The sequence below is a fragment of the Streptomyces sp. NPDC003248 genome, from assembly GCF_055563235.1.
The window spans coordinates 13,945-27,908 of the sequence record NZ_JBVHDT010000026.1 but is presented as its reverse complement, the minus strand read 5'-3'; the positions used below and the strand labels follow the sequence as shown (position 1 = coordinate 27,908).

Genomic DNA, 13,964 nt, shown 5'->3' with positions numbered 1-13,964 from the left:
CCCGCCCACAGCGAGGCCCCCGGTGTGCCGGGGGCCTTTTCGTTGCTGTTCAGCACCCGTTGGCCCTATTGGACCCAACAGGTCTTACCGGCCCGCAGACGGCCCTCCACGGCCCTGAGAGGGCGGCTGGTGGTGGTAGCCGGCCGACTCCTGCGCCCGGGCCCGGGACTGCTCGGCGGCCGTGCGCTTCTGCTCCACGATGTGCGAGCGGCGGGCCTTGGTCTCGATGTCGTGCAGCTCGGGGTACTTCGTGGCGATGGTCTTGCGCAGGGCACGCTCGGCCTGCCCGGCCGCCACGGCCTTCCGGCTCTTGGCGGCCGCGTCGGTGTACTGGGTCACCTCGCCCTGCAGGCGGGCGAGCTTCTGGGCGTCGCGGCGGTCCAGGCGCATCTCGACGTCGGGCAGCCGCTCGCGCATCGCGGCCAGCCGCGCGGTGACGACGTCGATGTCCTTCGGCGCGGGCTTGTCGGCATCGAGGTCGCGGAACTGCCCGACGAAGTTGCTCTCGCGGACCAGCTTCCACGCCTCGTCGCGGGCCTGGTCCGCCGCGTTCGCGGCCCGGCTCGCCTCCGCCCGCAGGGCCGCGCGCTCGGCGGACACGTCGCTGATGTCGGCCTCCAACCGCTTCAGGGTGAGCTTGGCGCGACGCCGCTCGATGAAGCTCAGGTCCCGCTTGGGCTCCAGGTACTCGCGCAGATAGGTGTCCCTCTGCTCCGCCTCCTTCCGTGCGTTGAGGGCGCGGCCGGCCTCTTCGGCCGCCTCCTTCGCCTTGGCCTCCGCCTGGTCCAGCACGGTGGCGGCCGCGGCGACGAACGCCTGCCCACGGGTCTGCCCCGACGCCTTCTCCTCGGCGAGGCGTTCCTCGAGGGCGCGGGCCTCCTCCGCCTTCTGCACCGCGGCGCGCTCGGCGATCCCGGCCCGCTCGTAGGCCAGCCCGATCGCCCGGGCCAGGTCGGCGTCCGACCGCTTGCCGTACGGCCGGGTCTTCCAGGACTGCACCGAGGCCATCTCCCGCAGGCGCTGGATCTCCGCCAGGCGCTTCTCGCTGGCGGCCCGCTCACGGGCGTCGTCCTCGGTGGCGGGCTGCACCTGCACGGCGACATCGGCGGCCGCGGTGTCCCCCTGCGCCTCGGCGGCGGCCCGCAGCGCCTCCTCCTGCGCCTGGCGCGCGAGGCCGGTGGAGACGGCGGTCGCCGCCCGGGCCCGCCGCAGCGCGGCCTCGGACTCCTCTCGGGCCTGGGCGACGGCCCCCTCGCGGGCACGGGCGGCGGCCTCGTCATCGCGTACGGCCTGGACGGGCACGCGGGCGGGGGCCGGCGGTTCGCGCAGCAGGTCGGAGATCATCGAATCGCCCCGGTCCTGCCCGAGGAACTTGGCGAAGGCGGTGACCGCGCGGTGCAGCCGTTCGGCCTCGGTGCGGGCCTCGCCGAGACGGGCCTGCGTGTCGTCGTCCTCGATGGCGGCCAGGGGAAGCCACAGGTGGTTCTCGGCGCGGCCGCGGGTGATGCCCGGGTAGACGGCGAAGGCGTTCGCGCCGTGCCCGTAGAGCAGGCTCACCTCGCTGGTGAGGCCCTGGCTCGCGGCGACCGTCATGGCGTAGCCGAGGGAGAGGGCGCCGGAGCTGAGGGCCTTCGGCTCGTACCAGGCGGACACGGTCTCGCTGGTCTTCTTGTCGCGCCAGGTGATCTCGACGCGGTGGTCCTCGTCGATCGCGGTGACCACGGCCCGGTAGCCGTTGAGGACGTCGGGGCCCTCGCCGCGGCGGCTGCGGTAGTCGTTCTGGCGCACGCGGACCAGGTCGCCCACGGCGAGGGTCAGCTCCGCGCCGCCGGACAGGGCGTAGCGGTGCTCCGCGCCGAGCTCGCCGCGCTGCCGGCGGATCTGCTGCGCCCCCAGGTTCAGCACGTCCACATCGCTGTTCTTGGCGGCCAGCACGGTCAGCGAGTCGATCAGGTCGTGCGGGTCGCTCCAGCGGCCGCGCACCTCGTCCCAGGTGGTCAGAATCTGCCCGTGCGCCTCGATGGCGCTCTCGGTGGCGTGCACCCGGCCGGTGTCGGCCAGGATGCGCAGGGCCTGTTCGTGGTCGCCGGTGCGCCACACCTCCAGGGCGGCGCGCTCGGCGTCGTTGCGCTGCCGCCGGTTCTCGGTGAGGACCAGGCCGCCGACGAGCCGGTGGACCTCCTTGAACCATCCGCCCGGGCCGATCGCCTGCAGCTGCTGCGGGTCGCCGATCGCCACCAGCTTCGTGCCGGTGCGCTGTGCCTCCGTCATGAGGACGGCGGCCTGCCGGTCGTTGGACATGGTGGCCTCGTCGACGACCAGGACGTCGATGCCGGTGAGCCCTTGGCCGTCGCGGATCTGCTGGAGCCAGGAGGCGATCGAGCGGGCCGGGATGCCCGACGCGTCCTCCAGACTCTTGGCGGCGACGGCGGACACGGTGGCGCCGGCGTAGGTGTGGCCGGTGGCGTCCCACGCGATCCGGCACGCTTCCATGAGCGTGGACTTGCCGGTGCCGGCGGCGCCGATGTGCGCGTCGATGCCGTGCCCGGCGGTCAGCGTCCGCTCGATCGCGGCGCGCTGTTCGTCGGACAGGGCGAAGCCGTTGGCGACCTCGAAGACGGACATGGCGGCCGCGGCCTGCTCGGCGGTCAGCTGCACCGTCCCCTCGTCGAACCGCGCCAGGGCCTGGCCGGTGACGAGTTCCTCGGCGTCGAGGATGTCGCGGGTGGTGTAGCGGTCCGTCGACGACATGACGGTGGAGCCGACGTGCGGCAGGCGCACCGCGTACCCCTCGACGGCGAGGACCTGGTCCGCGAGGTCGTCCAGGAGGCCCGGCTCGGCGCCGATGCCGAACTCCATCGCCGTCGCCACGGCGGCGAGCAGCTGCGCGCGGGAGAACGACTTCTCCGACGCGGTCAGCCCGGTCTCGGGGTCGAACACGATCCGCGCGAGGTCGTCCGGGCCGGGCCGCTGCGGGCCGCCGCCGGGACCGTCGATGCCCGCACCGCCTCTGCCGTCGGGCGGCCCGGGCGCGGCGGCCGCCACCATCGCGTCGACGTCGCCGACGACCGCCTCGGCGCGGGTGCGCCAGCTCGCCCTCATCCCGGACGCGTCGGCGTCGACCTTCGCGCGACGGGTCTCGTCGGCGACGCGCTGACGGTCCTGCCGCGAGGCGTCCGTGCCCACCCGCTCGTCGAGCGCGATGTGCCGGCGGGAGAACGCGTCGCGCAGCTCCTCGGGGACGTGCCGGATCTCCCACGCGCGGGTCTCCGGGTTGTACTCGCGGCGCACGCCGAACGTCTCGTACGTCAGCTCCCGCACCCGTGCCTTGAAGTAGCCGTCGAGGGCCTTGGCGTGCCGGTGGAAGTCCTTCCCCGAGTTGGCGACGGCCCGCCACTCGCCGTCCTCGCACAGCGCCATGTTGGCGATCGTGACGTGGACGTGCAGGTGCGGGTCTCCCGGTTCGCCCGGCGTCACCGGACGGGCGGCGAGGTGCTCCACCGACCAGCCGAGCAGACCGCCGGTCGCGATGCGCACCTTCTCCCCGTCCTCGCCGGTGACGGAGTAGCCGATCCACTCCTCGGCCTGGCGGACCGTGTCGTCCTTCGCCCGCTGCACCAGCTCCCGGAACGTGCGCTCGTCGAGGTCGCGCATGAGCCCGGACACCGTGCTGTCGGACTTCGGCAGATCGAGCACGAGGTCCCATCCGCGCACGCGGGTGTCGATCCGTTTGTCCTTGCTCGCCCACGCCCGTTCGACCGTGTCGGTGCCGTAGACGTCGGCGAGGTCGAGGCCGGCCGCGCGGGCGAGCTTGTGCAGCGTGCCGACCTGGAGCCGCTGGCCCTCGCCGAACCGGTTGACCATCCGCTGCTGGGTGGCGAGCTCGCGCTGCTGCTTCGGCTTGCCCGCGAGCAGGTCGGCCGGCTCGACACCCTTCTCGGCGGCCAGCGCCTCGATCGCCTCGGTCAGCCGCGCCACCGTCAGGTGTGCGTCGGGGTGGACGCGCACCGAGGCGGTGGAGGCGAGCAGCCGGGCGCCGGTCGCGGGGTGGCAGCCGTTCATGATCCGGCGTGCGGCGTCCTTCGCTTCGTCGTCCAGGCGCTCGCCCGCCGCGTACCCGAAGGTGCTCATGCCGCTGCCGACCCACACCAGGTGGCCGTCGCCCTCCGGTCGCAGCCGGTAGTCGACGGCGGCGTCGACCGAGTCGTCCAGGACGAGGGTCTCCGCCGCGTCGGCCTCGACGACACCGCATCCGGCCTGCTCGCGCAGCCGGTACTCGACCTGTGCGTCCGCCTTGATCTTCGTCAGCCAGGCCATCCGGCCACCCTCCCCGCTTGTGCGCTTGTGCGCTGTTCGGCCCGGCCGTGCCGGACCTCCCCCGCCGGGGGGAGGTCCCTTTGTGCCTAGGTCTTGTCTGATCTTGAACCTGTGGACAGGTGATCGAATCAGCCACAGGGATCATTGACAGTAGCTCTAGATCAACGGTTGCCGAAAAGACGTCTGGCCTGGTGGGACGGCCGGCTCGGTACAGGTCTGCCAGGAGGTCTGTCGGGAGGCGTCCGGGCGGCCCTGCCGGGCGGGGAACCCGGCCCGGGAGCCGTCCGCGATTCGCGGACGGTTTCCCCGGGAGGTGACTGCGGACGGTGGCCGGCGGTCGTCGCCGCGGCGAGGCCGACGGGGGCCGGACCGCGCCGCCGGACGGCGTCGCCGTCGTCGTCGACGGCCCCCTTCCCGGCCCCCGGGCGACCGCCCCGGCGCCCCCGTGACGGTCCCCGCCTCCGTCCCGTGACGACCCCCGGCGCACACGCGCTTTGCTTGTTCTTGGTGTTCTTCGGGGACCGCGTTCCGCGCACACTTTGCCCCCGCTTTACCCGCTGGTCGGCGCGGTTTCGTGGCCGCTCGGTCCCCGACTGAGTGTCAGGGGGACGGTCCCCGTGACACCCCCGTCGGGGGGACCGTCCCCGGTTCGCGCGACGTGTTCCGGTGCGCGGGGACCGGTCCCCAAACGACAGAAGCCCCCGACCGCTGGGTGCGCGGTCGGGGGCTTCAAAGGGGTGTCGGGCGGTGGCGCGGTCACCGGTCTGCGGTGTCGGCGCGGAGACGGCCGCGGCCGTCGTTCGGGTCGAGCCGGGGTGTTCCCGATGCGGTGGCCGGCGGACGGGGCGGGGGGTGGAGGTACGCCTCGCACGCGGCGGCGAAGGCGGCGGTGAACGGGTCGGCGGCGTCGTCCTGCAGGCACTCCCACCACGCCGTGGCGACCAGGTCGGCCAGTTCCTCGGCGTGCTCCTGGTCGACGTCGGCGGCGGTGCCGGTCGCGCAGCGCGGGCCGCGCGCGGTGAGCCAGTCCGGGAGGGTTCCGGGTGGGTGGCAGGCGTGCAGGGCGGCGTACAGCAGACCGGGGACACGCACGGTGTTCGGCTCCTCTCGCGCGACGGCCGGGAAGACGACAGCGCCCCCGGCGGGTGGTCCGTCGGGGGCGCTGCGCGGTGCGGTCAGGACTGCGGTTCGCCGGGGTCGAGCCGGTCGAGGATCTCGCGGTGCTCGGCGAGCTGCTCGGCGATCTGCATCTGTCCGGCGGCGACGCCGCCGAGGACCTCGGCGACCTGGCGCACGGTGGCGTTCACCGCGTTGAGGGCCTGGCCGTGTTCGAGCTGCGTCTCGCGCAGGGCGTTGAGCACGCCGGTGTGGCCGCGCATGGTGGTGCGCATCTCGGCGACGTCGCGGTCGGCCATGCCCGCCAGGGCGCGGGCGGAGGCGGCGTCCTCGCGCAGCCGGGCGACCTCCGCCTCGAGTTCGCCGATGCGCGCGACCTTGCCCTCCAGCTCGTTCAGGCGGCGCAGCAGTTCGTCCTCGCTCATGCCTCCATCCTCTCGTACGCGGGGGGTGATCACGGGTGGTGGACTTCGATGCCGGCGTTGTCGTCGCCGGGCGGGCGGGCGACGACGGACAGCCGCACCGTGTGGTCGTCGAGCGCGGTGATCTGCAGCGCGTGGTGGGCGCCGCGGCCGTCGCCGAGGGCGTCGGGCTCGAACGCGGCGGCGGGCAGGTCCATGCTCCCGCCGTGGTGCATCAGGACGGCGATCAGCGCGGCGTGGGACAGGTCCGCCGGGTCGGGCAGGCCGCTCACCAGTGGCCGCCCTCGGCGCCGACGAGCTTGGCCACCATCGGGCCGACGTCGCGGTTGATGGCCGCCACGGCGACGGCGACGGCCTGCTTGGCGTCGTCGATGAGCAGCTCCTCGACCGGCCACTTCCCGGCGGGCCGGTGCAGTGTCCAGCCGTCCGCCGGCACCCGCAGGGTGGCGGCCAGGAGCAGCGCGGGCTTGGACTCGTCCTGGGGGGCCTGCAGGGGGCTGGGGCCGTCGGAGGAGTACGCGTACCGGTCGGTCTCCCAGTCGCGGACGGCGGCGTACGGCGGGCGCACGCTGGGGGCGAGCTGGCCGTGCTGGACGGGGGTCTCGACCTCGACCAGGAGGCGGCCGTCCTCCTGGGACTGAGTGAGCCGGACGGCGCCGACGTCGGGGCGGATGCGGACGTAACCGGGGGACATGATCGGCCCGGTGCCGACGCTCCAGGCCCACACGAGGAAGGCGGCCGGGTCGGTGCGGTCCTCGTCCCACAGGTCGTTCATGTGCTGGGCGAGGTAGCGGCCGAAGCGGCTGTCGAGCGGGGCGTTGCTGTCACCCATCTCGCGGCCGTAGTCGTCTGCGACGCGAACAAGGGTGGTACTGGACCAGTCGGTCACGGTGGGGCTCCTCAAGAGGAGCGGGGCCGGTTTCGGCGGCCCCGCCGGGTCGGTCGGGGTGGGGTCAGTAGCGGAAGACGTTGCCGAGCTCGCCCCGCACGAAGGCGCGGATGATCTCGGCGACCTGGGAGGCGCCGGCCTGGGAGGCCGGGGCGACGATCGACATGACGGACGCGCCCTGGGCGGCGAACGAGAACGCCCAGCCGCCGTCGCTGTGGATGCGGACGTCGACGTCGGCGTCGCCGTGGTAGCCGCCGCGCGGGGTGTCGGGGCCGCGGTCGACGATGACGCCCGGGCCGCCGAGCCGGGCGGTGAGCCCGAGCTCCTTCAGGGCGCTGACGAGGTGGCCCTGCAGGGAGACGACCTCGGCGATGGTGCGCCCCGGGCTTCGGGGCGCTCTCGTACTCGTACTGGCGGGAGACGACGTCGAGCGCGCCGCCCGCCAGGTCGGTCGTCCAGTTCCAGTCGGTCGGGGTGACGCCGTGCTTCTCGCCGGCGGCCCACAGCGCGGTGAGGAGTTCGGCGGCGTGCTCCAGGACGCTGGGCACGTACAGGGCGCGGCGGCCCTTGGCGGCCTTCTCGACGGCGGCGTACGCCTCGGCGGAGAAGACGGGTCCTTCGGTGGTGGGGCTGTCGGTGGTGGCCATGGTTTCCTCTCAGAGAGCCCGGGGCCGGTTTCGGCGGCCCCGGGCTCATGCTGTCGTGTGGCGGTGACAGTGCGGGCGGATCCGCCCGAACCTCACCATTAGGGGTGTTGGGTCTAACGGGTCTGGTCGGTGCGGACGCGGTCGCGGCAGGGGTCCCAGCCGGAGCAGTGGGTGCGCTCCTGGCCGTCGGTGCCGCGCACGGTGATCTGCCAGACCGGCCAGGTTCCGAGGGGGCGCGGGCCGGGGTCGATGGCGAGGACGTCGTACGCCGTGGCGTCGTCGCCGTGGTCGTAGCGGCCGCCGACGACGCGGGGCCCGATCTGGGTGGCGATCCACTCCTCGTACGTCATCTCGAAGCCCTCCTCCCGGCTGCCCAGGAGTTCGGCGGGCATCGTGTTGCCGCACTCGTTGCAGTCGCTGCGTCCGCAGGTGTTCACCGTGCCGCAGGCCGCGCAGCTCCAGGACGGGCGCTGGCACTCGTGGCAGGCGTCGTACGAGGCCGGGTTGTCGGCGCCGCAGGTGCAGCCCCATACCCGGCGGGCGCGCTTGGCGGCCGCGAGGTCGCGTTCGCAGGTCGAGCCCGGGGCGGCGACGTCGAGGACGGTGACCTCCTCGCGGCGGGGGAACTGGGGGCGGCCGTCGTCCATGCGGACGGTGAGGTGGCCGCCGGTGTGCATCTCCTGGATGACGCCCTGGTCGCCGACCTTGGCGACGCGGCCGAACGCCTCGATCTCGGCGGTCAGCTCGATGCGGTTTCCGACGTGCATGGTGTGTCTCCTCGGTCAGATCAGGGCGGCGAGCAGGGCGGCGGCGAGGGTGACGAGCGAGGCACCGGTGATGTCGCCGGCCAGGCGCAAGCCGCGGTACTTGCGGCGGGCGATCCGCGAGAGGTGGATGACGTGGGCGGCACGGTCGCCGGGGTTCTGCAGGTCCTTCACCAGGTCCTCGGGCGTGCACAGCGACCAGTAGAGGAAGCTGCCGCGCGGGGCGCCGGTCAGCCGGGGGCGGACGACCAGGAGGACGACGAGCATCGCGGCGACCAGGCCGACGGTGCCGGCCCCGATGAGGACGGCGGCCGCGGGCGGTAAGGCGTGCCCGGGCACGGCGGCGACAAGCGCGGCCAGCGGCAGGCTGAACGAGGTGAGCAGCACGCCGGACTTCGCGTCCGTGCGGGAGATCTCGGCGAGGACGGTGGTGCTGGCGGCGTCGAGGCGGGCGTCGATGTCGCTCATGAGTCGCTGCCCTCGTCGGTGAGCGTCCAGGTCCACGGCTCGGCGTCGGCGACGGAGTTGGCGGCCGCGATGCCGAGCCGGGCGGCGATCTCGGCGTACTTCTTCTTCAGGCCCTTCGCCGCGGCGGTGCGGCGCAGCAGGACGGCGAGCAGCGCGGCTTGATCGGAGTCGATACGCCGCTCGGCTTCGCCGGCGGTCTCCAGGAGCCGGGCGAGCGGCTCCCGGTCGGCGGCCGGGAGGATGCCGCGCACGTACTCGCCGAGCTCGCGCACGGCCTTGACGGGGACGGTGTCGACGCCGAAGAAGTCGCTGCCGTGGCTGACGGTGATGGCGGAGCCGGTCACTTGTGCACCTCCTGACCGGGACGGGCGTCGGCAGGCTGGGTGGTGGCCGTGGGGCTCGGCGTACCGGCGGGGGCGGCCTTGTCCTGCTGTCCGATCAGCCACAGGGCGGCGAGCAGGGCGAGACCGATCCCGCCCCGGTACACCCAGCCGGGCATCCGGGACGCGGCCGCGGCGGCCGGGGCGGCGGGGGTGAGGGTGCCGGTGAACTCGTAGCGCTTGCCGGGCTCTAACTCCATGACGGGACCTTCCGGTTAGGGGTGTTGGGGCTAATAGGTCTGATGGGTGTTCATCTGGTGCGTTGCGAGGGGGCGGCTACTCGCCGGGGAGCCGTTCGAGGTCGGCCAGTGCGCTGCGGAGGCGGGGGATGGCCTGGCCCCGGATGGCGGCGGCCGCCTCGCTGAGGTGCTCGGCGGCGTGCTCCTGGCCGTCGTCGTCGCAGCGGGCCGCGATGTCGTCGAGCAGGTCGGCGAGGACGTCCAGGGCGCCGTCGCGTGAGTCGCCGCCGTGGTGCAGGGCCTGCAGGGCGCCGGCCGTGTCCTCGATGTCGGCGATGTCGCCGAGGGCGAGTTCGCGGAGCCGGTCCAGGCCCACGGGGATCGTGGCCCGGGCGCGGGTGGCGTCGTCCAGGGGAGAGCGTCGGTCACCGGCGGAGGTCGTTGTTGGTGCGGGCGATCATGCCGCGCGTGGTCGTGGTGACGCTGCTGTGGTCCTGGACGACCGTGCCCTCGTAGTGGTGGTGGTGCGTGGGCGGGGCGGCCTGCGCGACCTCCTTGGCGCGGCGCAGTGCGCGGGCGACGGCGAAGATCGGAACGGCGACGGCGGCCGGTGCGGCGCAGATCATGCCGATCACGGTGGGGTTGGCGGAGCCGGAGGCGAGCATGACGCCGATGACGATGGCGCCCGGGGGGATGGTGGCGGCGCTGGCCGACAGCATCATCGTGCTGACGTCGACGGCCCGCTGCGACATCGGGGCCCGGCCGGTCTGCGGCACGGGCGGCGCGGTGCCGACGCGGGGGGTGGGGCTGTGGTCGCGGTACGAGGTCGGCCCGTCGTACGCCGGTCCGTCGTAGGCGTCCTTGATCAGACGCTCGGCCTCGGGCTGGTCCGTGAGGTTGCGGGGCTCGGACACCATGACGGGTGCCTCCTTCTGTGACGAGGGTGGGGGACGGCGAGGACCCCGGAGATCCGGTCTCCGGGGTCCTGGTCGTTGCGGGAGGGTCAGCCGCCCTGCTGGACGGGGACGATGCGGTTGCTGCCGTCGGGGCGGGCCAGCTGGCCCTTGCCGCGCAGGGTGCTGACGGTGGTCATCACGGAACCGCGCCTGACCTCGCGGCCGCCGTCCGCGTTGAGGGCGGCCAGCAGTTCCGGCTCGGTCATGCCGTCCGCCGGCAGGACGGCGAGGATCCGCTGCGCGGTCGTCCTCGGCGCGGTGGACTGCTCGGGAGGCGCGGCGGCCGCGGCGGCAGCGGCGGGGCCGTCGCCGTCGGGGGCGTCGCGCAGGGCCTTGAGCTCCTTCTCCGTCACGTACGCCATGAGGTCGATGGGCTCGCCGGGCGGCGCGTGGTCGCCGTACAGGGAGAGGATCAGCGGGTCGAAGCCCTCGGTCGGCTCGACGGAGCCGACGATGAACGTGCGGGCCATGCTCATCGGGCGGGCGCCGGTGAGGTGGTAGAGCATTCCCTGCGAGTTGGCGTCCTCGTCGTCGTCGGTGGCCACCTCGTTGTACCGGCGGACCCGCTGGACGCGGCCGACGACCTTGGGGATCGGCTGGAGGGCCTCGCCGCGGGGGAGCAGGCCGTCGGAGACGAGCTGCTGCATCATGCCGCTGCTCCAGCGCAGCAGGATGACCTCGCCCTCCTTCAACATGGCGCGCAACGTGTCGCTGCCGCCGAGCTCGTCGAGGTGGCCGGCCTGCGCGAGGATGATGATGCCGACGCCGACGCTCCGGCCGGTCCGCCCGAGCTCCTTGATGAGGTAGGCGCCCTCGTCGCGGAACGGAGCGCCCTTCTCCAGCAGCCGGTTGGCCTCGTCGACGATCCCGTACACCAGCGGGTCCGGAAGATCCTTGACGAACCCGGAGCGGCCCATCTCGGCGTACGCCTTCATCCGGCGTTCGGCCTCGGCGACCAGGCCCCGCAGCATCAGGATCGTCTCGTACTGCGTGGTGACCCGGGTGGCGACCTGTCCCTTGGCCTCGGGAACCGACTGCCCCGACTTGAGGTCGGCGAGGTGGACGACGATCCCGGAGAGCTTGCAGGCGATCAGGATCGCCTGGCACAGGCGGGACTTCCCGGCGCCGGTGGTGCCGAATACCGCGCCGCGCTGCGCGTTTCCGGTCTTCGGGTCGAACAGCCTAAAACGCAGCGGGGAACTGTCGTAATAGGTGCCGAGCACGATGCGGCCGCGCTCATCCATCAGCAGGTCGTTGACGCTGATCTCGCGCATGTTCATGAGCGGGTTCGAGGGGTAGATCCTCACGATTGCCTCACGCCCTACTCCCTGTTCGAAGATGACCCTGCTCCGGTCATCGACTTTCAGCAGGTCACACAGGGCTTCGTGGTCGTACCGCTTCACCCCGCCCGGCGGGGTGCTCAGCACGTATTCTTTGACGACCGGCATTTCAGGTGAGCTCCCTTCGGATTTCGTAGGTGGCCGCCTCGACGAGTTCGACACCCGGCATTGCGGTGGCGGCGATTTCCGCCCACACCTCTTCGTCACTGCTGCTGGTCTTCTTCTCTTCCTCGGCGGGCTTGGGCCGCTGGCCGACGACCAAAAGCCGAACTCCCGCGCCGCGCCCGGAAACCGGCCCGATCTCGATCAGTTCTTCCGGCACGTCCAGGTACGCCGACAGGCGGGCCTTGGCGTCGCTGGGCACGGTGACGGGCGTTCCGCGCTTGCCGGAACCGAAGATGACGGCGACGCAGTTCTCGTCGACCTGGTCGTGCTCCAGGAGCACGGTGCCGGGGGCGATGCCGTCCTCGACGGCGATCTCCTCGGCCCACCAGCGGGCGGCCGGGCTTGCGTAGGCGGGCTGTTCGGGGATGGCGACCTCGGTGGCCGCGTCGGTGTCCTCCCCGTTCGCCTCGGCGATCTCCTGGTCCACGCTCTCGTCGACGAGTTCGCGGGCCAGCTGGCCGGGGCGCATCCACCAGGTGGCGCCGGTCCACAGCGCCACGATGCCCGCCTGCACGAGCACGGACACCGTGCCGTCCGGCGCCAGGCGCTCGCCGACCAGGAGGGCGGCGACGCCCGCGTGCGGCGCGGCGTAGACCGCGATGGCCGTGCCCTTCGCGGCGTCGGGGGCACGGAGGATCTTGCCGTTCGTCGCCAGGCCCACACCGGCGGCTGCGGCGGCGGCGAACACGCCGGGGAGGGCGACGGGTTCGGCGAACAGGCCCCCGGTGAGAACCGCGGACCCGGCGACGGTGGCGACGCGGCCGGCCACGGCACGCACGCGAGCGACGAGCATGGAAGGTACCTCCGGTCAGAAACGGAAGGGAGCGGCCGGGCCCGCAGGCTCCGGCCGCCCCACCAGGGGATTCAGCGGTTGCTGTAGTACGTCCGGTCGGCGATGGCGCCCGGCTTGTTCGTCATCGCCTCGTGCACCGGCCCGTAGTCGGCCTCGTGCTCGGCCTTGGCGGCCTCGAAGTCGCGCGACAACTCGGCGGCCTCGTTGGACAGCGACTCGGCGTCGGCGAGGACACCGCGCATGACGGTGGCCGCGTCGTTGTGCGCGCTGACGACCGCGTCGTCCACGCCGAGGCCGGCGGCGGTGTCGGCCAGCCTGTTGACCGACGTCGCGCATTCCTCGACGTAGTTGAAGGCGCCCCGGACGGCCTCGCTGAGCGAGAGCATGGCCAGCGATGCGGCGGCCAGCCGCGCCAGGATGATCGTGTACGTGACGCCGTCCGCGATGACGTCGGCGACCCTGCCGCCGATGCGTGCGAGATCCATGGACACTGCTACTCCTGGTGATACGAGGCGTCGGCGGGTGCGGTGTGCCCCATGTCCTTGGTGACATCGGCGGGGTGCTTGTCGTAGTCGGCTGCCACCTGCCCGGCGTGGGCGATGGCCTCCGACGCGGCGGGCAGGCCCTTGGCGAGGGCGTCCGCCTTGGTCTCGACGACGCCCGCCCGCTCGATCAGGCGGGTGCACCATCCGAGGAGACGGCCGGGGACGCTCTTGGCGGCCAGCTCGGCCTGCAGGGACTCCAGCGAGCTCACCAGCTTCTGGCAGCGGTCGGCGACCTGCTTGGCGTGCTCGGCGCCCGCCGTGATCTCCTCGGCCATGTCGGCGTCGGACTCGATGACGTCGTAGACCGTCAACTCGGCGTCGGCGAACTGGACATCCTTCACCGCGGCCGGTCCGCTGGTGCCCATCGGGCGTGCTCCCTTCTGTGGTGCTGCCGCCGCGCCGGTCGGCGCGGCGGTGGTGGCCTTCGAGGGCTTCGGCTTCCCGGCCGGAAGCCCCGCCCGCCCCTGGGTGATGGCGGCCGGCGGGGCGCTCGGCTGCGGCTTCTCCTTGTCGAGCCGTTCGAGGGTGGTGACGTAGGCCGCGTTCATCCCGGGCGGCGGGCGCAGCCACTCGCCGTCCGTACGCGGCGTCTGCCGGGGCGGGGGCTGCTGCTGCTGGTTACGCCGCGACTTGGACCCGGGCTTGCGGCCGAACCACTTCTTCCCGCCGCCCGTCGGCCCCGTCCCCGTCGGCCCGGTGCCGGTCGGCGACGTGGGACCGGGACCGGTCGACGTCTTCTTCTTGGCCTTGGGCTTGTTGAGGTTGACCTTCGGCCTCTTCGCCCCCGACCCCTTCTTGAGGTTGACCTTCGGCGACGTCGCCGGACCGGTGGACGGGCCAGTGGACGGGCCGGTGGACGTGCCTTTGCCGGTCTTCTTCGCCTTGGCCTTCTTGAGGTTGACCTTCGGCGACGTCGCCGGACCGGTGGACGGGCCAGTGGACGGGCCGGTGGACGTGCCTTTGCCGGTCTTCTTCGCCTTGGC

At 73.1% G+C, this 13,964-nt stretch carries 14 protein-coding genes and 1 pseudogene; all 15 read right to left on the bottom strand.

From position 1 onward, the window contains the following. Nucleotides 1-84: 84 nt before the first annotated feature. Entirely contained in the window at nt 85-4,317 is a 4,233-nt protein-coding gene (gene mobF, locus ACZ3KJ_RS34615; protein WP_467532837.1) for a MobF family relaxase, read from the bottom strand. Between the two features lie 756 nt (nt 4,318-5,073). Next, nucleotides 5,074-5,409 carry a hypothetical protein gene (locus ACZ3KJ_RS34610; protein ID WP_467532835.1) on the bottom strand — a complete coding sequence of 112 codons (336 nt, stop codon included), beginning with the start codon at nt 5,407-5,409 and terminating at the stop codon, nt 5,074-5,076. Nucleotides 5,410-5,492: 83 nt separating this feature from the next. Beyond that, nucleotides 5,493-5,858, bottom strand: coding sequence for a hypothetical protein (locus ACZ3KJ_RS34605; protein WP_467532833.1), 366 nt, complete (start codon nt 5,856-5,858; stop codon nt 5,493-5,495). A 29-nt stretch (nt 5,859-5,887) separates the two neighbouring features. Then, nucleotides 5,888-6,127 carry a pRL2-19 gene (locus ACZ3KJ_RS34600; protein ID WP_467532831.1) on the bottom strand — a complete coding sequence of 80 codons (240 nt, stop codon included), beginning with the start codon at nt 6,125-6,127 and terminating at the stop codon, nt 5,888-5,890. Next, nucleotides 6,124-6,687, bottom strand: a complete 564-nt coding sequence (locus ACZ3KJ_RS34595; protein WP_467532829.1) for a hypothetical protein — start codon at nt 6,685-6,687, stop codon at nt 6,124-6,126. Before ACZ3KJ_RS34595 ends, ACZ3KJ_RS34600 begins: the two co-directional genes overlap by 4 nt. Nucleotides 6,688-7,504: 817 nt before the next feature. Next, nucleotides 7,505-8,158, bottom strand: a complete 654-nt coding sequence (locus tag ACZ3KJ_RS34590) for a hypothetical protein (RefSeq protein ID WP_467532828.1) — start codon at nt 8,156-8,158, stop codon at nt 7,505-7,507. Nucleotides 8,159-8,173: 15 nt separating this feature from the next. Then, complete coding sequence (locus ACZ3KJ_RS34585) at nt 8,174-8,623, bottom strand: Pycsar system effector family protein (protein WP_467532827.1); 450 nt, start codon at nt 8,621-8,623, stop codon at nt 8,174-8,176. Further along, entirely contained in the window at nt 8,620-8,967 is a 348-nt protein-coding gene (locus ACZ3KJ_RS34580) for a DUF7739 domain-containing protein (RefSeq protein WP_467532826.1), read from the bottom strand. The genes ACZ3KJ_RS34585 and ACZ3KJ_RS34580 overlap by 4 nt, the downstream gene beginning before the upstream one ends. Then, nucleotides 8,964-9,203, bottom strand: coding sequence for a hypothetical protein (locus ACZ3KJ_RS34575; RefSeq protein ID WP_467532825.1), 240 nt, complete (start codon nt 9,201-9,203; stop codon nt 8,964-8,966). Before ACZ3KJ_RS34575 ends, ACZ3KJ_RS34580 begins: the two co-directional genes overlap by 4 nt. Before the next feature lie 76 nt (nt 9,204-9,279). Then, entirely contained in the window at nt 9,280-9,558 is a 279-nt protein-coding gene (locus tag ACZ3KJ_RS34570) for a hypothetical protein (protein ID WP_467532823.1), read from the bottom strand. Between the two features lie 49 nt (nt 9,559-9,607). After that, nucleotides 9,608-10,099, bottom strand: coding sequence for a hypothetical protein (locus ACZ3KJ_RS34565; RefSeq protein WP_467532822.1), 492 nt, complete (start codon nt 10,097-10,099; stop codon nt 9,608-9,610). A gap of 86 nt (nt 10,100-10,185) precedes the next feature. After that, complete coding sequence (locus ACZ3KJ_RS34560) at nt 10,186-11,445, bottom strand: DNA/RNA helicase domain-containing protein (protein WP_467532820.1); 1,260 nt, start codon at nt 11,443-11,445, stop codon at nt 10,186-10,188. Nucleotides 11,446-11,587: 142 nt separating this feature from the next. Then, nucleotides 11,588-12,436 (bottom strand): hypothetical protein, encoded by an 849-nt coding sequence (locus ACZ3KJ_RS34555; RefSeq protein ID WP_467532819.1) that lies wholly within the window; start codon nt 12,434-12,436, stop codon nt 11,588-11,590. Nucleotides 12,437-12,507: 71 nt separating this feature from the next. Beyond that, entirely contained in the window at nt 12,508-12,921 is a 414-nt protein-coding gene (locus tag ACZ3KJ_RS34550; protein WP_467532818.1) for a hypothetical protein, read from the bottom strand. A gap of 8 nt (nt 12,922-12,929) precedes the next feature. Beyond that, a pseudogene (locus ACZ3KJ_RS34545) lies at nt 12,930-13,964 on the bottom strand (hypothetical protein); the annotation flags it as partial.

What these genes read in the sequence shown, in the direction of transcription:
- mobF (WP_467532837.1), bottom strand. Translation starts at nt 4,317, where the DNA reads ATGGCCTGGCTGACGAAGATCAAGGCGGACGCACAGGTCGAGTACCGG.
- ACZ3KJ_RS34605 (WP_467532833.1), bottom strand. Translation starts at nt 5,858, where the DNA reads ATGAGCGAGGACGAACTGCTGCGCCGCCTGAACGAGCTGGAGGGCAAG.
- ACZ3KJ_RS34595 (WP_467532829.1), bottom strand. Translation starts at nt 6,687, where the DNA reads ATGGGTGACAGCAACGCCCCGCTCGACAGCCGCTTCGGCCGCTACCTC.
- ACZ3KJ_RS34590 (WP_467532828.1), bottom strand. Translation starts at nt 8,158, where the DNA reads ATGCACGTCGGAAACCGCATCGAGCTGACCGCCGAGATCGAGGCGTTC.
- ACZ3KJ_RS34585 (WP_467532827.1), bottom strand. Translation starts at nt 8,623, where the DNA reads ATGAGCGACATCGACGCCCGCCTCGACGCCGCCAGCACCACCGTCCTC.
- ACZ3KJ_RS34575 (WP_467532825.1), bottom strand. Translation starts at nt 9,203, where the DNA reads ATGGAGTTAGAGCCCGGCAAGCGCTACGAGTTCACCGGCACCCTCACC.
- ACZ3KJ_RS34565 (WP_467532822.1), bottom strand. Translation starts at nt 10,099, where the DNA reads ATGGTGTCCGAGCCCCGCAACCTCACGGACCAGCCCGAGGCCGAGCGT.
- ACZ3KJ_RS34555 (WP_467532819.1), bottom strand. Translation starts at nt 12,436, where the DNA reads ATGCTCGTCGCTCGCGTGCGTGCCGTGGCCGGCCGCGTCGCCACCGTC.
- ACZ3KJ_RS34550 (WP_467532818.1), bottom strand. Translation starts at nt 12,921, where the DNA reads ATGGATCTCGCACGCATCGGCGGCAGGGTCGCCGACGTCATCGCGGAC.